Annotated in this window: 19 protein-coding genes; 12 read left to right on the top strand and 7 right to left on the bottom strand. The window is 32.0% G+C overall.

All coding sequences use genetic code 11. From position 1 onward, the window contains the following. The first annotated feature begins 100 nt into the window (after window positions 1-100). Both ACUN3A_RS13820 and ACUN3A_RS13815 read left to right on the top strand, forming a co-directional pair. Window positions 101-1,243, top strand: coding sequence for a glycosyltransferase (locus ACUN3A_RS13820; protein ID WP_445551860.1), 1,143 nt, complete (start codon window positions 101-103; stop codon window positions 1,241-1,243). Window positions 1,244-1,373: 130 nt separating this feature from the next. Beyond that, complete coding sequence (locus tag ACUN3A_RS13815; RefSeq protein ID WP_445551859.1) at window positions 1,374-1,901, top strand: DapH/DapD/GlmU-related protein; 528 nt, start codon at window positions 1,374-1,376, stop codon at window positions 1,899-1,901. A gap of 1 nt (window position 1,902) precedes the next feature. On the opposite strand, the gene ACUN3A_RS13810 is transcribed toward ACUN3A_RS13815, so the two are convergent. The 5 genes from ACUN3A_RS13810 to ACUN3A_RS13790 all read right to left on the bottom strand — a co-directional run bounded on the left by ACUN3A_RS13810 (window position 1,903) and on the right by ACUN3A_RS13790 (window position 6,953). Further along, window positions 1,903-2,610, bottom strand: a complete 708-nt coding sequence (locus ACUN3A_RS13810; RefSeq protein WP_445551858.1) for an acyltransferase — start codon at window positions 2,608-2,610, stop codon at window positions 1,903-1,905. A gap of 46 nt (window positions 2,611-2,656) precedes the next feature. Further along, entirely contained in the window at window positions 2,657-4,144 is a 1,488-nt protein-coding gene (locus ACUN3A_RS13805) for an oligosaccharide flippase family protein (protein ID WP_445551857.1), read from the bottom strand. A 3-nt stretch (window positions 4,145-4,147) separates the two neighbouring features. Beyond that, a complete protein-coding gene (locus ACUN3A_RS13800) occupies window positions 4,148-5,248 on the bottom strand; it encodes a DegT/DnrJ/EryC1/StrS family aminotransferase (protein ID WP_445551856.1) in 1,101 nt (366 codons plus the stop codon). Beyond that, window positions 5,245-6,222, bottom strand: coding sequence for a GNAT family N-acetyltransferase (locus tag ACUN3A_RS13795; protein ID WP_445551855.1), 978 nt, complete (start codon window positions 6,220-6,222; stop codon window positions 5,245-5,247). The genes ACUN3A_RS13800 and ACUN3A_RS13795 overlap by 4 nt, the downstream gene beginning before the upstream one ends. A gap of 128 nt (window positions 6,223-6,350) precedes the next feature. Beyond that, on the bottom strand, window positions 6,351-6,953 hold the full coding sequence (locus ACUN3A_RS13790; protein ID WP_445551854.1) for a trimeric intracellular cation channel family protein: 603 nt from the start codon (window positions 6,951-6,953) through the stop codon (window positions 6,351-6,353). 129 nt (window positions 6,954-7,082) lie between these two features. Between ACUN3A_RS13790 and ACUN3A_RS13785 the strand changes: the two genes are divergently transcribed. The 5 genes from ACUN3A_RS13785 (at window position 7,083) to ACUN3A_RS13765 (ending at window position 12,982) form a co-directional block, all read left to right on the top strand. After that, window positions 7,083-7,868, top strand: coding sequence for a TrmH family RNA methyltransferase (locus ACUN3A_RS13785; protein ID WP_445551853.1), 786 nt, complete (start codon window positions 7,083-7,085; stop codon window positions 7,866-7,868). 141 nt (window positions 7,869-8,009) lie between these two features. After that, window positions 8,010-10,229 (top strand): RelA/SpoT family protein, encoded by a 2,220-nt coding sequence (locus tag ACUN3A_RS13780; RefSeq protein ID WP_445551852.1) that lies wholly within the window; start codon window positions 8,010-8,012, stop codon window positions 10,227-10,229. 338 nt (window positions 10,230-10,567) lie between these two features. Next, a complete protein-coding gene (locus ACUN3A_RS13775) occupies window positions 10,568-11,050 on the top strand; it encodes a Fur family transcriptional regulator (RefSeq protein WP_445551851.1) in 483 nt (160 codons plus the stop codon). Window positions 11,051-11,068: 18 nt separating this feature from the next. Further along, window positions 11,069-12,340 (top strand): adenylosuccinate synthase, encoded by a 1,272-nt coding sequence (locus ACUN3A_RS13770; protein WP_445551850.1) that lies wholly within the window; start codon window positions 11,069-11,071, stop codon window positions 12,338-12,340. 57 nt (window positions 12,341-12,397) lie between these two features. Continuing rightward, window positions 12,398-12,982: an NUDIX domain-containing protein gene (locus ACUN3A_RS13765; protein WP_445551849.1), complete on the top strand. Its 585-nt coding sequence runs from the start codon at window positions 12,398-12,400 to the stop codon at window positions 12,980-12,982. Window positions 12,983-13,198: 216 nt separating this feature from the next. Here ACUN3A_RS13765 and ACUN3A_RS13760 read toward each other — a convergent pair whose 3' ends face one another. Beyond that, window positions 13,199-14,110 (bottom strand): AEC family transporter, encoded by a 912-nt coding sequence (locus tag ACUN3A_RS13760; RefSeq protein WP_445551848.1) that lies wholly within the window; start codon window positions 14,108-14,110, stop codon window positions 13,199-13,201. A 128-nt stretch (window positions 14,111-14,238) separates the two neighbouring features. On the opposite strand from ACUN3A_RS13760, the gene ACUN3A_RS13755 reads away from it, so the two are divergent. The 3 genes from ACUN3A_RS13755 to meaB all read left to right on the top strand — a co-directional run bounded on the left by ACUN3A_RS13755 (window position 14,239) and on the right by meaB (window position 16,534). Next, the gene (locus ACUN3A_RS13755) at window positions 14,239-14,646 is read left to right on the top strand and encodes an RrF2 family transcriptional regulator (protein WP_445551847.1); all 408 of its coding nucleotides are present in this window, start codon (window positions 14,239-14,241) and stop codon (window positions 14,644-14,646) included. A 57-nt stretch (window positions 14,647-14,703) separates the two neighbouring features. Beyond that, the gene (locus tag ACUN3A_RS13750; RefSeq protein WP_445551846.1) at window positions 14,704-15,345 is read left to right on the top strand and encodes an NAD(P)-dependent oxidoreductase; all 642 of its coding nucleotides are present in this window, start codon (window positions 14,704-14,706) and stop codon (window positions 15,343-15,345) included. A 100-nt stretch (window positions 15,346-15,445) separates the two neighbouring features. Then, entirely contained in the window at window positions 15,446-16,534 is a 1,089-nt protein-coding gene (meaB, locus tag ACUN3A_RS13745; protein WP_445551845.1) for a methylmalonyl Co-A mutase-associated GTPase MeaB, read from the top strand. Window positions 16,535-16,628: 94 nt separating this feature from the next. Here meaB and ACUN3A_RS13740 read toward each other — a convergent pair whose 3' ends face one another. After that, window positions 16,629-18,575 carry an LTA synthase family protein gene (locus ACUN3A_RS13740; RefSeq protein ID WP_445551844.1) on the bottom strand — a complete coding sequence of 649 codons (1,947 nt, stop codon included), beginning with the start codon at window positions 18,573-18,575 and terminating at the stop codon, window positions 16,629-16,631. Between the two features lie 616 nt (window positions 18,576-19,191). Here ACUN3A_RS13740 and ACUN3A_RS13735 point away from each other — a divergent pair. Both ACUN3A_RS13735 and ACUN3A_RS13730 read left to right on the top strand, forming a co-directional pair. Next, window positions 19,192-20,163 carry an NAD-dependent epimerase/dehydratase family protein gene (locus ACUN3A_RS13735; protein WP_445551843.1) on the top strand — a complete coding sequence of 324 codons (972 nt, stop codon included), beginning with the start codon at window positions 19,192-19,194 and terminating at the stop codon, window positions 20,161-20,163. Window positions 20,164-20,244: 81 nt separating this feature from the next. Beyond that, the gene (locus ACUN3A_RS13730; protein ID WP_445551842.1) at window positions 20,245-21,867 is read left to right on the top strand and encodes an ArnT family glycosyltransferase; all 1,623 of its coding nucleotides are present in this window, start codon (window positions 20,245-20,247) and stop codon (window positions 21,865-21,867) included. Window positions 21,868-21,893: the final 26 nt, after the last annotated feature.

Below are 21,893 nucleotides of genomic sequence, written 5' to 3'. Positions count from 1 at the left end.
TTATTCATTGTTGAAATTACAATCTCTAAATCTTCTTTTTTTAATTCTTTTCGCAATTTGATAGTATATTTACACAAATATAGAAATTTAAAGTTGCCATATGAAAATACTTTTGGTCGGAGAATATAGTCGATTACATAACTCTTTGAAAGAAGGGTTAAAAGTTTTAGGGCATGATACTTTTATTATTGCTGATGGCGATCATTTCAAGAACTTTGATGTTGATTTTTCTATTCGTCCCACTCTTTTCTCCAATTATTGGCTAATTCGAAAATTTGCTAATTTTTGCTACAAAATTTTCAAAATAGATTTCCTAAAATTAGAAAGAACATATCGCTTTTATCATTTTTTGCCACAATTAAAGAATTTTGATGCAGTACAATTAATCAATTCAGATGCAATAGAAACTTATCCTGTTTTCTCAAAATATTTACTTAAAAAAGTATTTACTCAAAATAAAAAAACAACGCTTTTAATTTGTGGGGACGAAACTCCGATTATTGATTATTTACTAAAAGACGAATTACAATATTCTATTTTAACTCCTTTCCTTCATAATCCAAAATTAAAAAAAGAGTTTTACTATTCTTTAAAATATACGCACAAAAATTATCGCAATTTATTTGAATTTGTTTCTAAAAATACTTCCCAAATAATTTGCTCTGATTTGGATTATAAAATCCCAATGGAAAGAATGGGATTTCAAACAAGCTTAATTCCTAATCCAATTAATCTCGAAAAAATACAGTTTAAGCCTCTTGAAGTTTCAGGAAAAATTATCATTTTTTTAGGAATAAATATTGGAAGCAGTATTAAAAAAGGAACTTCCTATTTTGAAGAAGCGTTAGAAATTATTTCACAAAAATATCCAGCACAAATCGAAATTATAATTAGCCGAAGTATACCTTACCAGGAGTACATCAATATTTACAACAAAGCACATATACTTTTGGATCAGGCATATGGTTTTGATCAAGGCTATAATGCCTTGGAAGCTATGGCGAAAGGAAAAGTAGTATTTACAGGTGCGGAAACCGAGTTTACTGAACACTATAATTTGACCGAAAGAGTTGCAATAAATGCGTTACCCGATGTCGATTATTTAGTCCAAGAATTATCTTTTTTGATTGAAAACCCAAAAGAAATAATTGCCATCGGTAAGCGAGCGAGAACATTTATTGAAAAGGAACACGATTATGTGAAAATTGCCGAGAAATATCTAAAAAATTGGGAGGAATCTTAAAACATATTCATCAATTTTACAACATATAAAGCAAAGCCTGTTATTATTTTTTATAAAAATAATATTATTTTTGAGACAATATCAGATAAAAAATATTGTCTAACCAAAACATTCTATAAATTTAAAAAATATGCAAACCACTATTATATCAAGTAAAGCTAAAATAGGAAATAATGTCAAAATTGGTGATTTCTGTATCATTGAAGATAATGTTGTGATTGGTGACAATACAATTATCAAAAATTATGTTGAACTTAGAGAAGGTACTATTATTGGCGAAAATTGCTATATAGATTCTCGAATATCTTCCTCTGGAGATTGCAAAATCGGCAATAATGTAACTATTCGTTATGATAGTATAATAGCTAGAGGTGTAATAATTGGTGACAACACCTACATTTCACCAAAAATGATGTCAAACAATTTGAATACAAATATGAATCAAGTTGGAGGTGCAGAAATTGGAGCTAATGTGTTTATAGGAACAAGTTGTGTACTCCAACACGGAATAAAAATTGGAGATAATACCGTACTAGGTTCTTTGTCTTTTGTTAACAAAGATGTCCCTGAAAATGAAATTTGGTTTGGAAATCCTGCAAAGTTTTATAAAATAAATGAAATTAATAATATCTCAAATGAAATCCATTTACCTCAATAATTTATAATTCAATTACCTTATATTTTTTTAAAAGTTCTTTTTCATTTTCCCAATCTCGCGAGTAATTATTTTTTATAAGTCTCGCGGGAATACCTCCGATTAAAATATTGTTTCCCAAATTTGTATAATCTTTATTACACAACGTATTGGACGCAATTACACAATAATCTGGAGTTTTTGTATTAGGCATTATCGAAATTCTATTCGAAAAAGCATTATGGGTTCCTATATAGATTGGTCCTGACATCGGATAATGCTCCCCTGTCACAGTATTTTTCATCGGATGCGAATTAGTATCTATTATTTGAGATTCATAACCAATACCAGACCAATCTCCTATAATAATTTTGTTTGTACAAACCACTTTAACATCAGATCCCAAACACGACATATATCCAAATTCACAATAAGCATTTTTGCCTATATATAAAATCACATCTTTACCAAAATGCGAATAACCATTGAATACTAACTTACCAAAAAGTGAAAATTCAGCTATTCCTTTTGATTTAGTGGCAGTTTCAAAATGCTGACCATAACCAATCATTGCTGTTTTAATTGGTCCATTTATTATAATTTGTCCTTTAATGTTTTGAAAATGTATTTTTCCATAAAAAAAAACAGGAAGTTTTTTTGCTGTACTAAAAGGGAATTTTTTAAAATTAAAATACAGTGTTTTAGTCCAGTTAACAGTATAATAAAATTTCATCCTGTGATAATAAGACCTTAATTTTCTATAAATATTTTTAAATAAACTAATCATTTTTTCTATTAATTACGGAATTGAATATTCCTTTTAATTGTATTTTTTTATTCACCTGATGCAAAACAAATAGTAACGAAACTAACCCCATCAACGACATCAATCCATATTTTAATATTGAAAATTCTATATAACTGAATAAAAAAGTCATTAAACATATTACAATACAAATCAAATATATTTTATAAAAATCATTATCGAAATAAAACCCGTATCTCCTTTTTACAATAATTTTAATAACAAAAAAATGAATCAAATTATAGACCAGAAAACTAAAACCAAGACCTTCTAATCCGTAAAAGAAATACCCTAGAATATTCATAATCAATAACAAAACATTAAATCCAACAGCCGTTTTTACAAATATTTTCGAATCTCCTTTGGCAATTATCACATACCCCATTGACCACGAAACTGCTCTTAACAACATTCCTAATATTCCAAAAGAAACCATTGAGGTAATGGAAATAAATTTTGGAGTATATAAAATTTTTATAATTAGCGGAATAAATATCAAAAATAGAATTATTATCGGAGTAATAATAAGTATCGATATAAATGATTGCTGAATGACGCTTATTCTAACTTTTTCATTTTCATCACAAATAGCAGCCAATCTTGGAAAATAATCAGTAGCCATAACCGCAAAAATAATACCTACATACGAATTTAACAATGTAAAACCTGCATTATAGAAACCAACTTCTTCTATACCTCCTATTTTACCAACATAAATTTGAATTAAATAAGTAGAAAGCAAAGTTAAAAATCCACTCAATGTCAACATTATCCCAAGTCTAATGATGTGCTTGCCTTCAGTAACTAATTGATCGTTTGAAACATCTTCTTTTACAATTTCTATTTTTTTTGAATAGTAAAAAGAAAAAAACAAAGAAGACAAAGAAGCAATAATAATTGTGGGCACTATAGCATCAATTCTGTAATAATAATACAACGGAATCGAAAACAGCAACCCAAATAAATTTCCATAAAAATTGGTTTTTGCCAAAAGTCTCATTTTCCTTAACCCCTGTAAAACTACTAATTTTCCAGTTGACAACTGTTTAAAAAGTAAGGTGATTGAAAGAAAAACAAATGAAAAAGTATGTTCTGAATGTCCAAAAGTAAGCTGACTTAACCAACCTGAAAGAAACAGAGTTAATAAAGCGCCTAAAATTCCCGTAAATAACACCAACTTTTTAACAATTGTCACATTAGCCGAAACAGTATTTAAGTCATCATTTTTATAACTGCCCGAAATGTGTTTTACTGCACTTGTCTCAATTCCCAAACTTGTAATTCCGCTAACAATATTGATCGTAGAATTTAATAATGTAGCAATTCCCATTCCGGCTGGACCAATAAATATTGCAATAAACTTAGTCCGAATAATCGAAATGATAATATTAAAAAACTGAACACCTCCAAAAAGAGAGGTGGTTTTTAAAATTTGCAAATAGGGCGATCTACTTTCAGACACTATCTAATATTTATTTAAAATTTCTATAATAGAATCAACTTCTTCCATTGTCAAAACAGGACTTATAGGCAAACTCAGAACCTCTTTATGTATTTTTTCGGTGATAGGAAAGGACGAATGATTCCATTCTGAAAATGCTTTTTGTTGGTGTGGCGGAATAGGATAATGAATCATGGTTTGAATTCCGTTTTCTAATAAAAACTGTTGCAATTCATTCCTATTTTCGGTTCGAATAACAAATAAATGAAAAACATGATTCTCTGAAAAATCCCAAAAAGGCAAAATTATTTTATCATTTTTTATTTCTGACAAATAGCGTCTGGCAATGGCTATGCGTCTCTTGTTTTCGGCATCTAACTGGGGTAATTTAACATTCAAGAAAGCCGCTTGCAATTCGTCTAATCTTGAATTTACACCAATATATTCATTCTGATATTTAACTTCTGAACCGTAATTACGTAAGGATAGAATGACTTTAGCCAATTCGGAATCGTTTGTAGTGATGGCTCCACCATCACCCAAAGCACCTAAATTTTTTCCAGGGTAAAAACTATAGGCAATTGCAGATTTTTGATTATCAATTCCTGATTTTTGATTTTTGATTGCACCATGTGATTGTGCTGCATCTTCTATAACTAATAAATTATTTTGTTTTGCAATCCCGTTTATAGTATCCATTTCAGCTAGTTGACCGTAAAGATGTACCGCTAAAATTGCCTTGGTCTTGGATGTGATTTTTTCCGAAATTAAATCCGGACAGATATTGTAGGTTTCCAACTTTGGCTCGACCAAAATTGGAATCAAATCTACTTGCATAATAGCCAAAATACTTGCAATATAAGTATTTGCAGGAACAATTACCTCATCTCCTTTTTGTAATTTTCCCAATTGTAAATAGGCTTTAAAAATTAAAACTAAAGCATCAAAACCATTACCTACCCCAATACAATAATCAGCTCCACAATATTTAGCAAAATTAGTTTCAAACTCCTTAACTTCGTTGCCCAAAATATACCAGCCGTTGGCTAACACCAAATTCAATTTCTCTTGAAAAGCAAATTGATAGGGTTCATTTATTTTTTTTAAGTCTAAGAATTTTATCATATCAAAACGGTATCTAACAGATAATGATTAGAAGTCTCAACTTCATAGAAATCCTGAACTAAAGAATTTGCTCCAAAACTTTCTTTCCAGAAATTAATATTTTCAACAATTTCCAACCCCTTATTTTCATGTGAGGGACCAAGATCAAAAAAAAACTTCCCCCTAGCAACTTCTTTTATTAGAAAATCATATAAAAAATCAATACATCCCAAAAAATTATTTTCTTCACTTCCAGCTATATATTGTGGTTTCGCAACATTTTTTGTCATAAACAAAGTCGTTCCTGCCACTAATCTCTCATTGCTATAAACATTAAAATGACGAATATTTTCGGGAAATTTACTTTTCAACGACATTATTTCTTTCAATGAATGAACAGGTTTAGAACCGTATTTATCTTTTAAATTGGGAATCAAAAGTTTATTCCAAAATATTTCAAAATTAGATTCCTCTTTGATGATTAAATTTTGAATCTTTCCTCTATTGATACATTGTTTCCTAGATTTAGAAAAAACAAAATCATTATTTAAGGAGATAACCGAAAGATTATGTTTCATTATTATCTTCCCTTTACACACATACATCAAATAATTAATTTCATCCGACAAATACTCACAATATATAGATGGAATCTGTTTTAAAACTAATTTGTAAATTTGATTTTCATTAAGATATTCAAGGATTGCTTTAAAAACAAAAATAGTGTTGTATAACTTGGATTTTGGCAACAAAACCAAACCTCCATATGTCAACCCCTGATGCGAATAAACACAATCTCCAACCCTATTTGCGGGCAGTACAGCCACTAACTTTACACCTTCAAAAACCATTAAAGAATAATCTTCAAATCGGTCTTTGTGGTAATCCATAAAATCACGATGAAACAAGAAAGTAGCATTCTTGGCTTGGCTTATAAAAGCGTTCCAATTCGCATAATCAGTTTCTTGATATTTTTTTACACTATAGTTTTTCAAAATTGGGAATTAAAAGAGTGGAAAAGTACGCAATTAGGACAATATTATAAATAGTAAATAGAGAAAAAAATTTAATGTAAATTTTATCGATTTTTACTGATTTTTCGAAGAACAAGTACTAAAATGATTTATTCATTTTCCAAAGGAGCAAAATGCCATTTGTATTTTACGGCCAATAGGCGAACCACAATAATTACAGATGAAGTGATTAAATATACAGCATCACTTTCTACATTCATTTTTCGAAGCGTAAAGAATACGATTCCACCTAGAATACAGATAGTAGCATAAACTTCCCGGCGAAAAATTACTGGTATTTCGGTGCATAAAATATCTCGGGTGACTCCTCCAAAACAGGCAGTCATAGTTCCTAGTGCAATGCAAATAACGGGATGAAGTTGATAATCAATTCCTTTTTGTATTCCTATTAAAGTAAAAACGCCCAATCCAATAGTGTCGAATAAAGCCAATGAGGTTCTGAGTTTATCTAATTTTTTTCTAAAAATAATCGCTAAAATAAATCCCCAAACAATTACATAAACATAAGTTGGATCTTGCATCCAGCCAACAGGCGTACGGCCGATCATCACATCACGCAAGGTTCCGCCTCCTACTGCGGTCACAAATGCAATGATGAAAACACCAAAAGGATCTAGCTTTTTGCTCATTGCAGTTAATGCACCTGACATTGCAAATGCCATGGTTCCAATAATATCTAGAAGGTGAAACATTGAAATTTTTAGATTTTAAGTCATGCTTAGTTTTCAAAATTAAATAAAAAACTACTATACTATTGATTATTTCAAGAATTTAAAAAATGGTAGTACCTTAGCATCTTAGAAACTTATTCCTTTACAGCTTTGAAACAAATCACTTCCATCCAAAACCCTTTTATAAAATCCTTGGTTCTATTGCAGGAAAAAGCAAAGACCCGCAAACAATCTGGAACATTTTTAATAGAAGGAAAACGTGAAATTTCATTAGCATTAAAAGGTGGATATGAAATAGAAACGATTTTGTTTTTACCCGAAGTCTGCTCGGAAACCGAAACCCGAAAGTTAGCGAATAGTGCCGAATTGATAGAAATCAACAAAGAAGTCTATCAAAAATTAGCATACAGAGATACTACCGAAGGAATTTTGGCTGTAGCCAAAGCCAAATCGATGCAGTTATCCGACTTACAATTATCCGAAAATCCATTAATTATTATTGCCGAAGCTCCCGAAAAACCTGGAAACATTGGCGCATTACTTCGCACTGCCGATGCAGCAAATCTTGATGCGGTGATTATTGCTAATCCAAAAAGTGATTTATACAATCCAAATGTAGTTCGGTCTAGCGTAGGCTGTTTGTTTACTAACCAAATTGCGACGGGAACGACTACCGAAATTATTGCTTATTTAAAAGAAAGAAACATTAATTTTTATTGCGCCACTTTGCAAAATTCAACTTCCTATCATACCCAAGATTATACTTCGCCAACGGCTCTAGTTGTTGGGACAGAAGCTACAGGATTGACGCAAGAATGGCGAGATGCTGCCACTCAAAATATTATTATCCCAATGCAGGGAGAAATAGACAGCATGAATGTTTCAGTAGCTGCTGCTATTTTAATATTTGAAGCTAAGAGACAGAGAGGCTTTTGATTTTAGATTGATGATGTGAGAAATTTAGAATTTTGAATATTTTATAAATCTTTATTCTAAAATCTACAATCAAAATTCCACCTCATTCCTCTTGTGTATTCCCTAAAAATTTCATATTTTTAAGAATTGAACCCTGCCGTTATGATAGAAATCGATACAGAAAAAGAAAACAAAGCAATTGCCCAAGAATATAAAGAGCTACTACGCATTAGTTATCAAACTTTAACCACAGAGGATAAAAAACTGATACGTAAAGCTTTTGACGTTGCAGTTGATGCTCACAAAGACCAACGCCGTAAATCGGGTGAAGCCTATATTTTTCATCCAATAGCAGTTGCCAAAATCGTTGCCTCAGATATTGGTTTGGGAGCAAGCTCTATTGCAGCAGCCTTAATGCATGACGTTGTAGAAGATACTCCGATCACTGTCAAAGACATCGAAAAAATGTTTGGTTCTAAAATCGCTCAATTGGTCGAGGGGTTAACCAAAATATCATTGGTACAAAAAGACCTTAATGTATCGATGCAAGCAGAGAATTTCCGTAGAATGTTATTAACTCTCCATGACGATGTTAGGGTAATCCTCATAAAAATAGCCGATAGATTGCATAATATGCTCACTATGGACTCAATGGAAGATCACAAACAGGTCAAACTAGCTTCCGAAACCTTATACATTTATGCTCCACTAGCGCATCGATTGGGACTTTATAAAATAAAAAATAAACTAGAAGATTTAGGTTTAAAATACACTGAACCAGAAAGGTACAACAACATCGTTAGCAGAATAAGAGAAACCAAAGAAGAACAAGATCTTTATATCAAAGACATCTCAGAAGTGCTCCAAAAAGCGTTAGACGAAGAAAATATAGACTACATTATTAAAGGCCGACCAAAATCCATTTATTCTATCAATAGAAAAATGCTGGCTCAAAATGTAAGTTTTGACGAAGTTTATGACAAATTTGCTTTGCGTATTGTTTATAAATCAACTCCACACGAGGAAAAATTCCTAGCTTGGAAGATATACTCCATTGTAACCGATCATTACAGACCCAGTCCAAGCCGATTACGCGATTGGATATCATCCCCAAAATCAACTGGTTACGAAGCATTACACATTACTGTAATGGGACCAAAAGGGCGTTGGGTAGAAGTACAAGTACGTAGCGAGCGTATGGATGAAATTGCCGAAAAAGGATACGCAGCACATTATAAATACAAAAACGGAGCTACCGAAGAAAACGGTCTCGATGTTTGGTTAAATCTTTTAAAAGAAGCTCTAGAAAACTCAGAAACCAGTGCTGTAGATTTTGTAGAAGATTTTAAAATGAACCTCTACTCGAAAGAGATTTATATTTTTACCCCAAAAGGAGAAATTAAATCTCTTCCAAAAGGTGCTACTTCATTAGATTTTGCCTTTAGCATCCACTCCGAAATTGGAATAAAAACAAGAGGAACCAGAGTCAACGGAAAATTAGTACCCTTAAATTACGAATTAAAAAGTGGTGATCAAGTAGAAATCATTACCTCACAAAATCAAAAACCAACCATTAACTGGCTAGATTTTGTTACTACTTCGAGAGCAAAAAACAAAATTAGAAGTGTACTCAACGAGAACACCAAAAAAATTGCCGAAGACGGAAAAGAACTTCTTACGCGAAAACTAAAACACCTCAAGATAACTTTAAACGAACAGTCTATCAATGAGTTGGTCAACTTTTTTAAATTAAAAACAAGTCTGGATTTGTTTTACAGAGTTGGAGTTGGCTCTATTGACAACCAACAATTAAAAGATTATGCCAGCCAAAAAAGCAATACGTTAATCAATTTTTTCAAAAACAAAATCAAGCGTAATACCAGCACTGCCAACGAGGATATTCACAAACAAGTTATCAGTAACAATTACGACATGTTGGTTTTTGGGAAAACGCATGACAAACTCGATTATAAATTATCCAGTTGCTGTAATCCAATCCCAGGCGACGAAGTATTTGGTTTTGTTACCATAAATGAAGGCATCAAAATACACAAAAAAGACTGCCCAAATGCCATTGCCTTACAATCCAATTACGCCTACCGAATCATGCAGGCCAAGTGGATAGATTCCACCCAGCAAGACTTCAAAGCCACCATTAATATTATGGGAATGGATAGTTTAGGACTGACAAACGAACTGACAAAAGTAATTTCAAATAACATGAACGTGAACATACAAAGTATTTCACTCAGTGGTGAAGCGGGAATTTTCAAAGGTCAAATATCCGTGATTGTACCAAACATCACCCTTTTGAAAAAATTAATGGACAACATCAAAAAAATTGATGGAATTGACAAAGTAACACGAGTCTATAAAAACTAACTCATTCAACATAAAATAAACTTTTGGCATAAAAATTGTTATAATTAATAAGAAAAAAGCAATAACATATAATTCCAAAAACAATTAGGGCGTGCCACCATTAGAGAAAGAGACCTACTCATAAATACCGCATATTTAGGTCTCTTTCTCTAATGCTGTCGGGCTATACGCGCTACTTCGGTAGCTAGCTTCTATCCCTCACGCACGTAACAATAGCTTACAACATAATCAGAAACAGTACAACATACCAGTATTAACACCAAAAAACAAAACCTCTGATTTAGAATTAAAACCCTATTTTTTTATACTTTTAAAATAATAATTTATCTTTGCACGATATGACACTCATTTCTACAGATAACAACAAAAATCAAGAGATTGTAAAAAACGTTTTTACAATGTATCTTGAAAACAAAGGACATCGCAAAACACCTGAACGTTATGCCATCCTTCAAGAAATTTACGATAGTGAAGAACATTTTGATATAGAAAACCTATACCTCAAAATGAAAAACAAAAACTACCGTGTCAGTAGAGCTACTCTTTACAATACCATCGAATTACTACTAGATTGTGCTTTGGTCCGCAAACATCAGTTTGGACAAAATCAAGCACATTACGAAAAGTCCTATTTCGATAAACAACACGATCATATTATTATGACCGATACTGGTGAAGTAATTGAATTTTGTGACCCACGAATTCAAACTATCAAAAAAACAATCGAAGAAATTTTTGATATCGAAATCACTAATCATTCCTTATACTTATACGGAAACAAGAAAAACAAAAAAACAGAAGAAAACACATTAGAAAATTAACTAAAAATAAAATATAGAATGACCGTAGATTTATTATTAGGATTACAATGGGGAGATGAAGGAAAAGGAAAAATTGTTGACGTTCTTACATCAAATTATGACATAATTGCTCGTTTTCAAGGAGGCCCAAATGCAGGACATACTTTAGAATTTGATGGAATTAAACACGTACTTAGAACCATTCCATCAGGAATTTTCCATAAAACTGCTATCAACATTATTGGAAACGGAGTTGTAATTGACCCAGTAGTATTTCAAAAAGAAATTGAAGGTCTTGAGAAATTTAATTTGGACATCAAAAGCAAATTAATTATTTCTAGAAAAGCACATTTAATCTTACCAACACACCGCTTACTTGACGCAGCTTCTGAAGCTTCAAAAGGAAAAGCTAAAATTGGTTCTACTCTTAAAGGAATTGGACCAACATACATGGACAAAACCGGAAGAAACGGATTGCGTGTTGGAGATACTGAATTAGAAGATTTCGAAGAGCGTTACCGAGCATTGGCTGACAAACACGAAGAAATGATTAAATTCTACGATGTTAATATTCAGTACAATTTAGCTGAAATGGAAAAAGAATTCTTCGAATCTATCCAAGTTTTAAAAACATTAGACTTTATTGATAGTGAAGAATATTTGAACCAAGCGCAAAGAGCAGGAAAATCAATTCTTTGTGAAGGTGCTCAAGGATCTTTATTAGATGTTGATTTTGGAACGTATCCATTCGTAACTTCATCAAACACTACAGCAGCTGGTGCTTGTACAGGTTTAGGAATTGCTCCAAACAAAATCAAAGAAGTATACGGAATTTTCAAAGCTTACGTAACTCGCGTAGGTAGTGGCCCATTCCCTACTGAACTTTTTGACGAAGATGGTGCAACTATGGCCAAAGTTGGAAACGAATTTGGATCGGTTACAGGAAGACAAAGACGTTGCGGATGGTTGGATTTAGTAGCTCTAAAATATGCTGTTCAAATCAACGGAGTAACACAATTAATGATGATGAAAGGTGATGTACTTTCTGGTTTCGAAACTTTAAAAGTATGTACTGAGTACAATTACAAAGGAAAAAACATTTCACATTTCCCTTATAACATTGAACCAGAAAATGTAACTCCAGTATTCCAAGAGTTCAAAGGGTGGCACCAAGATTTAACTGGAATGACCACTTATGATCAATTACCAGCTGAACTAAAAGCATACATCGAATTCATCGAAAAAGAAGTTGAAGTTCCTATAAAAATTGTTTCTGTTGGACCAGACAGAAAACAAACAATTCTTAAATAATACAACTAACGTCCCGATATATCGGGACGTTTTTTTTTAACATTCAAAACATACCTCATGAACAATCCAAAATATAAAATACAAAAAACAGAATTACTATCAGACAACTGGTATATCCTAAATAAAGTTACTGTAGATTATCAAAAAAAAGATGATTCATGGGACACACAAATACGTGAAGTCTATGATAGAGGCAACGGAGCCGCTATACTTTTATTTAATGAATTAAAAGGAACCGTTATCCTAACCCGACAATTCAGACTCCCAACCTATTTAAACGGAAATAAAAGTGGATTAATGATTGAAGTATGTGCCGGATTGCTCGATGAAGACGATCCTGAAACTTGTATTATTCGAGAAACCGAAGAAGAAACAGGATACAGAGTACATTCCGTTAAAAAAATCATGGAAGCATATATGTCTCCAGGAGCAATAACTGAAATTTTACATTTATTCATAGCCAAATATGACCCAAGCATGAAAGTAAGCGATGGCGGCGGATTAGAACACGAACAGGAAGAAATCGATGTTATCGAAATCCCATTTGCCCAAGCATATGTGATGATAGAAGCGGGAGAAATAAAAGATGCTAAAACCATCCTCTTGTTGCAATATGCTAAAATTCATGATTTGGTATCTTAAAAATTGAAGCACTATATTTATTTACCGCAAGGTTCACAAAGTTTTGCGCTCTTTACGTTCTTTAATAATCAAAATCCTTGCGATCCTTGCGGTAAATTTTATTTAGCTTTCATTAGAGTTAGCTCACTTTTGTCAAAGTTCCAAACCCACTTTCTTCAAATCTGTGGCTAATAATTCAAACATGGTATTACATTTATATAGTCACGTATAGCATTTTTAAATAGAATTGGCTACAAAATACCAAAACACTAATGTGATAAAGGAAAGAGGAATTCCAAAACCAATCATCATACTAGACAATCTGGGTTTTAAACCATAAGAAGCAGCAATAATACTAGAGGAAATCATAGGAGCCATAGCAGCTTCCATAATAGAGACTTGAATCATTTTGGAATGCTGATCTAATACCACAACATATAATAAATAAATCAAGGCTGGAGTCAATATTAATTTATAAACAAGTCCCAAACCTAGAAATTTAAAGTGTTTGCTTCTTCTGTCAAAATGCAATTGCAAACCTACCGAAAGCATTGCCAATGGTGTCATCACACTTCCTATCTTTTGCAAACCAATCTGAATGTATTGATGAAAATCAAAACGAAACAAATTCATAAAACAAGCAAAAAGGAAGGCTATAAATGGCGGAAAGAAAAGTATTTTTTTAGCAATTTCAACTCCATTCGAACTTGCCTTAGAATATAAAGTAGCAACAAAAATACCTAAAGTCGAAAGTACCACAAATGTTCCTGGCTGATCGACTAAAATTGCCATTTTCATTCCCTCTTCCCCATACAAAGCTTGTATAATTGGAAAACCTAAAAAAGAAGTATTACTAAAACCCGCAGTCATAATTAAACATCCTGTGAGTTTTCTAGACCATCCGTATTTTTTCCCTAACAAACTAAAAAACAACCAAGAAACTGTAAAACTAATCCACGTTACAGCAATCGGATACAATAATTTTGTATCTAACTCAATTTTTGGAATGTAAAATAAGGCTAAAGAAGGAAGACAAAAATAAATAACAATGTAATTCAATCGCTTGTATGTATTGACTGGTAAACGTTTTACATTTTGCAAAAGAACGCCAAGCAATAAACAAACAAAAATTAAAACAATGTTATACATAGTGTAGAATTGAATGCAAAAATACCATTAATAATCTATTTAATAAAGTCGCAATCATTGAAATTAATTTGTAAAACGAATGAATAAGTTAATTTAATTCATATATTTGCAATAAATTTTATTACAGTATGATTTCAGGTAAATTTGCCATAACAATTCACATTCTAACCCTTCTTTCAAAATTTCCAGATGAATATTTATCATCGGACTTTATAGCAGGAAGTATGAATTTACATCCTGTTCTGGTTAGAAAAGAAATTGCAAACCTGAAAAAAAATAATATTGTAGAAAGCAAAGAAGGCAAAAACGGAGGTACTCGTTTGTTGAAATCTGCTTCAAAAATTACATTAGACGCAATATTCAAAATGACTTTTGACACGGTAACATTGGGGTTTTCAAAAAACGAACCGAATCCAGATTGTCCAATAGGCAAACAAATAAATAAAAATTTAGAAAATTTATATGAAGATATTAATCAAACCATCAGTATGCAATTGAGCGATATTACATTGGAAAATTTTTCAAATAAATTTTAATTCTATTTTTTTACACTAAACTGTAACATTTTTTATTACTTTTAAATATACATAACTATGAAAATCACAATTATTGGAGCCACTGGATTTGTAGGTTCCGCAATTTTAAATGAATTAGCAGGCAGAAACCATGAAATTACTGCAATTGCAAGAACTCCAAAAGAAACATCAGGAGTGAATTGGGTAGCAAGTGACATCTTTAACATAGATTCTTTGGCAGCAACCTTAAAAGGAAACGATATTATTGTTAGTGCTTACAACCCAGGCTGGACAAACCCAAATATCCATGATGAATTTATAGCAGGAGCCAAAGCTATTCAGGAAGCTGTAAAAAAATCTGGAGTAAAACGTTTAATCACCATTGGTGGAGCAGGAAGTTTATACATTGCACCAAACATACAATTAGTTGACACCCCAGAATTTCCAAAAGAATATTATGTAGCAGCATCAGCAGCAAGAGAATATTTGAATATCATTAAGGAAGAAAAAGAATTGGATTGGGTGTTTTTTAGCCCAGCAATCGAAATGCATCAAGGAATCACCACAGGACGAACAGGAAAATATAGATTAGGCCTAGAAAACCCTGTATTTGATGAAAACCAAAGAAGCATTTTATCTGTAGAGGATTTAGCTATTGTTATTGCTGATGAAGTTGAAACTCCAAAGCACCATCAACAACGTTTTACGGCAGCTTATTAATCTTATTCAAATTCAGAAAACGAAAACAGTTTCAAAACAGTAGCTTTTTGAAACTGTTTTTGTTTTCAATACTTTTACTTTACTAAAAAAGAAAAGCATTTTGTCCATCAAAAAAAACAATCCAAGCGCTATAGATGAAAAAGCTGGTATTTTTCCGCCCGAAATTATCAATTCTAGTGCTATGCAAAATATAAAGGAATCTAGAAAGAAGCAACCTTCTGCCACAGAATTAATCGAAGGAATTCTATCTAAAAACATAACAGCTTTAAGTCGTGCCATTACTCTAATAGAAAGCACCAATAACGAACATTTATCCAAAGCCAATGAAGTTATTCAAGCATGCTTACCTCATGCTAACAACTCCATACGCATTGGGATCACTGGTGTTCCTGGTGTCGGAAAAAGCACTTTTATTGAAGCCTTTGGAAAGCATTTAACTAGTTTGGGAAAGAAAGTAGCAATTCTTGCTGTAGATCCAAGCAGTACAATTTCCCATGGAAGCATACTAGGTGATAAAACCCGAATGGAAGAATTGGTAAAAGATAAAAATGCATTCATTCGACCGTCGGCATCGGGAGAGACTTTGGGAGGCGTTGCCCGAAAAACAAGAGAAACTATAATTCTTTGCGAAGCATGCGGATTTGATGTCATCCTAATTGAAACAGTTGGTGTAGGACAAAGTGAAACTGCTGTTCACAGTATGGTTGATTTCTTTTTATTACTAAAAATACCTGGAGCTGGCGATGAACTTCAAGGCATCAAACGCGGCATTATGGAAATGGCAGATGCTATAATCATTAACAAAGCAGATGGTGACAATATTAAAAAAGCAAACTTAACGAAAGTAGAATTTAACAGAGCTTTGCATTTATTTCCAGCAAAAAAATCGGGTTGGATTCCAACGACTGCAACCTGCAGTGCCATAACTCATTTAGGTATTGACAACGTTTGGAAAGCTATCAAAAAATATCTTGAATTAGTAAATTCGAATAATTATTTTTTGGAAAAACGCAAGGAACAAAATCTCTTTTGGATGATAGAAACCATTGACGAACAATTAAAAAATAATTTCTACAATCAGCCAAAAACCATTCAGCTATTGGACTCCACAAAAAAAGAGGTGCAGAATAATACCATTTCTCCTTTTGCAGCAGCACAAATTTTATTAGATAGTTATTTTAAAAAATAATACGAAATCAATATTTCTGAAAATGAAAATCAGCACTCAAAACTTTTGTTGATAAAAAGGTTTCGGCAGATAGATACTTTATTTTTAATATGAGTTATAAATTATTTTTCACAGCCCTCAACTTATATTCTTTGTCTTTATATAAATTTCCTGCCGTTATCACATGAGCCAAAGCATCTTTTGCAAACTCTTTATCTAATTTAACAGGAATTAAAGTTGTGTCATTTTTTATTTCAAATTGCAGCGCTTTCAAATTAGGCTGCATGATTACCACCCTGTTTTCAACTCTAAAAGCGTTGATGTCGTTAAATTGCATCATGCATCTTCCTTTGGCTGAAGGCTGACTGCTATTCAGATTCCTACCTACCATTGGCGTTTCAAACTGACCTCCAACATAACTTAATAGAGTAGGCGGAATATCTATCTGACTTGCCAATTTACTGTACACTTTACCCTTTGGTACACCAGGGCCCAATATCAACGCTGGTATATGAAATTTATTGATTGGAACTAAATTCTTCCCATATGTTCTTGTATTATGGTCAGCAATAACAATAAAGATAGTATTCTTAAAATAGGCTTCTTTTTTAGCCATTTCAAAGAATTTACCAATTGAAAAGTCCGCATATTTCATTGCGTTGTTAACCGTTGCCGCTTTTTTGTCATAGAGTTTGATTTTACCAGAAGGGTACTCAAACGGTTCGTGGTTTGAAGTCGAAAACATTAAAGAGAAAAACGGTTTACTTCCTTTGCTTTTAAAATAATTATTAGCCTTTACAGCCAAATCCTCATCAGAATATCCCCATGTGCCTTTGAAGGCATATTTATTTCCATCAGAATCAAAATCATCCTGATCTACAATATCTTGAAAACCATTTCCATTAAAAAATGAAGCCATATTATCAAAATTTGACATTCCGCCATAAATAAAACTAGTCTCATAGCCTTTTCGTTTAAAAGCGTCAGCCAAATCAAAAAATCCTTGTTGCGAACCCCCTAATTTTACAACACTCTCTGATGGCGAAGGAAGAAATCCAGTAACTACTGCTTCGATTCCGCGTACACTTCGGGTTCCTGTACAATATAGATTTGTAAAAAGAAGTCCTTCTTTAGTAAGGCGGTCAAACTCTGGAGTTAAAGGCTTACCTCCTAAACTTCCCACATATTCAGCTCCTAGACTTTCCTGTAAAAACACCACTAAATTATAGGGTCTTTTTAAAAGCACTTCTGGATTCTGTATGTGAAGAAAAGGAATTTCAGGAGTAGTAAATTCATGCTCCCCTACTGTCATGTATTTTTTCACACGAGCAAACGCTTCAGCTTTGTCCATTTTTCCGTACATCTCGGTATTTGCCTCATTCTTGAGAGAATACGCCGCAAATGCAACCGTATAAAATGAATTTATCCCTAGAGAATTAGTCAGCTGATCTGTCGAAAAAACAGCATTACTAGCATTAATAGGACGCTTGGAAGTAAGGCTTGAACGTGCTCCAAAAAAAAGCAAAAAAGCAACTAAAGGAAATACGATTAATTTGGTTTTATAATCCGATTCTACCGTACAAAAATACTTTTTTCCTTTTTTGACAGCAAAATACAAAGCAGTCCCCAAAATTGAAAAAGTAACGATTATCGAAACCAAATAGCTTTTCAAAAGCATTCCCACAACTTCCCGTGGGTAAATTAGATAATCCAAAAATATTTTATTTGGCCGTGTATCATACTGTTTAACAAAATCTGGAGTCGCCAATTCGATAAAAAGAATTAGAAAAAGAACTGTAAAACTATAAAGAACCAAAAACAGATTGGTGTACTTGATGGATTTATTCGGCAGAAAAGTTATTAAAAGCGCTGGTAAGAATGAAAAATAGCATAACAATATCAAATCCATTCGAAGACCAATAGGAAAGATATACCAATAATCTTGAGTTTCAACAACTCTATCCTTAAATAAAAAAAATAAAAACAAACGACTTAACGTTGTTATCAGTAATCCAAATACAATAAAATTAAAAACAGGTTTTAGAAAAATATATTTTCTCATTAACAAAAAATAAAATTTAAGATCAATTAGATCCTAAACGATTAATAAATTATATAAAATTGAATTTGACCCAAAAAAAGTATCGACATACTCGCCTAATCCTTACTCTTAGGTGTGATACAGTTGTGTTAATCAACTAATTACTTTAATTATATTTCACATAATTATCAAATCAACTATATTATATTGTAGTTCGTGATGAACTAAATAGGCAAATTTATTACTCAATTTAGAAGAAAAACTGAATTTCGCTTTTAACAAAACGGTTTTTTAGTCGTTTTGGAAATATAAGATTCAGAAAAAATTCAAAATTGAAAGATAGTTTTACCGTACAATACTAGCAAAGGCTTCAAACTACGTTTAAAACAATGAAAAGAAATATTTTTTTTTAGTCGTCTTATTCTTATTTTTTTAAAGTTAAATCGACATGTAAAATAGTTGATTTTTCTTATTTTTACATATTAGAAATAAGTAACCAAAAAATAACATTTTGATCACTTTATTACTAACTGAAAAAAATAATTTTTGTTTGTCTTTGTTTTGCAATTAAAGGGAGATTTATCCTATACAAATTAACCTAAAAATAATACCGATAATAATCATTAAAGTACAACTTATGAAAATATTAGTTACAGGTGCAGCCGGATACATTGCCTCGCACACAGCTGAAAGACTGCAGTCGATGGGATATGAAGTGGTTGGTTTGGATAATTTTTCAGATTATTATGATGTTTCTTTGAAGCAATTAAATGCAAATGCTTTGAAAGCGAAAGGTATTACTATCGAAAAAATTGATTTACGATATGCCGAGCAGCTTCAGTCATTACCGACCGATTTTGAATATATTTTTCATTTTGCCGCACAGCCAGGCATTTCGGCCACTTCTAGTTTTGAGGACTATTTAGGAAACAATGTTATTGGAACAAAAAACTTAATCGATTTTTCTTTAAAAAATCAAAAACTGGCTCTTTTTGTTAATATTGCCACATCATCCATTTATGGTATTCATGCCACATTTAATGAATCGGCCGCACCATCACCAGCTTCTTTTTATGGTGTAACTAAATTAGCCGCTGAACAATTAATCTTAGCAAGCTGCAGACTGGGCCAATTGAAAGCCTGTTCTTTACGACTATATTCAGTTTATGGTCCACGTGAAAGACCAGAAAAACTATACACAAAGCTAATTGCCAATGCTTTCAACAACATCCCATTCCCTTTGTTTGAAGGAAGCGAAAATCATTTAAGAAGTTTTACCTATGTACAGGATATCGTTGATGGAGTTGTGAGTGTAATTGGTAAAGAAGATTTAGTTAATAATGAAATCATCAATTTAGGAACTGAAGAAGAAAACACAACCCAACACGGAATTGAAGTTGTAGAGCAGATTTTGAATAAAAAAATCAAAATAGAATTGGTTAAAGCTAGAGTTGGTGATCAACTGAGAACAAAAGCTGTAATCGACAGAGCAAGAAAATTATTGGGTTATAATCCTCAAACGAGTTTGTATGAAGGACTGAAAGCACAGGTCGAATGGTATCAGGATAATTTCATCAATAAAGTATCCAAATCTGATACAATAAGTTAGATAAATGATTATTAAACAATTAGAATATAATTTTTTAAAAACAATAGCTTAAATTTATGTCAACCAAAAAATTTAATTTCAATGGATACTAAATTTTTAGCTACAAATACAAAAAGTTCCGTCTATTTTATCCTGTTAGCCGTCTTTATTGTCACATTATTCCAGCTCGGTTCTTGGGGTTTGACTGAAACAAGTGAAGCGCGTTATGCACAAATTGCTAAAGAAATGTTTGAAACTGGAGACTATATCCATCCAAGAAAAATGGGGATCTCACATTATCACAAACCTCCACTAACCTATTATATTACAGCACTAGGGTATGCCATATTCGGAATCAATGAATTTGGCGCCCGTTTTTTTTTATCAATTGCACTATTAGTTCAATTGATTCTAATTTACAAAACGTCCATGCTACTTTTTAATGACAGAAAAACATCTTTACTGTCAGTTGCTTTGTATTTTTCAACTCCTTTGATTTTAGCATCCATCCGAAATTTGACTACAGATGCCTATTTAAACACTTTTGTTATAATGGCTGTTTATTTTTGGCTTAAATATTTAGACGATAAAAAATTCTTTTTTTTGTTTTATCTTTCACTCTCACTAGGTTTTTTTACGAAGGGTCCGTTAGTTCTCATTCCTGTTATTATCTTTCAACTAACATGGTTTTATTATAACAAAAAAAAGATTCGGTTTTCTCTTTATGATTTCTTGGGAGTCCTCTTTTTTTTTATTTCTTGCGGTTGGTGGTATTTGGCTGTTATAAAAGATAATCCAATGGTTTTAGACTATTTTACCAGCAACCAGCTTTATCAAAGAATGTTTTCAAATGATGCGTTTAATAGAGGAAAACCTTTTTGGTATTATATTGTTTTTCTCCCTTTATCATTATTTCCATGGATAGTTTATATTTTTCTGACTTTAAAGAAAACAGACTCGACAGTTTTAAAAAGGAAAATTTTATTAGCTACCTTTTCCCTAATTATTTTCCTTTTTTCAATATTCAAGACTAAATTGATTTTTTATGTCTTGCCATCATTAACATTTCTAATACTATTCGTCTCAACTCATTTGGTTCAATTGAGCGAAAATCATTGGAAAAAATTTACACTTTATCTCCGCGGTTATTTCATACTGCTTTTTGTTACCATTCTAATAGCCATCTTAATTCACAAAATAGAACTTGATCTTCCTTATGTTTTGATTTTACTATTTGGGTTGCTAATTAGTATTTTTGGAATAAAAAACGAAAGCTGGTTTTACAAAAATTTATATACACTTGTAATAAACACTTTGGCATTAGTGGTGTTTTCCACTTTTTTAATGAAATCAAATGAGTTACTTATCAATTCCGCAAAGCCTATTGCTACTTTTGTAAATTCACTAAAATCTAAAGATGTATATGTCTATAACTATCTGCTCCCGTCAATGTCTTTTTACACCAACAAAAACATTATAACTCTCAACAATGGAAACTATACCAGTAAAAGAGAAGTTCAATTTGAACAAAACTTAGACTATTTAAAACACTATTACAACTTGGAAGAAAAGAATGAAATTACACGACTAAAATCTGATTTCAATACACAAAATACAGTTTTCCTAGTAAGAAAAAAAGAAGAAATCCCCGAATATATCAAAACGGAAATCGCTTCTTATACAAACAAAAAATATTTCGGAAAATGGGTACTTTATTATAATTAAATTACTCCTAATCAATTAAAAATCAA

This window comes from Flavobacterium sp. WC2509, assembly GCF_052683105.1.
This window is presented reverse-complemented; position numbering and strand designations above follow the sequence as displayed.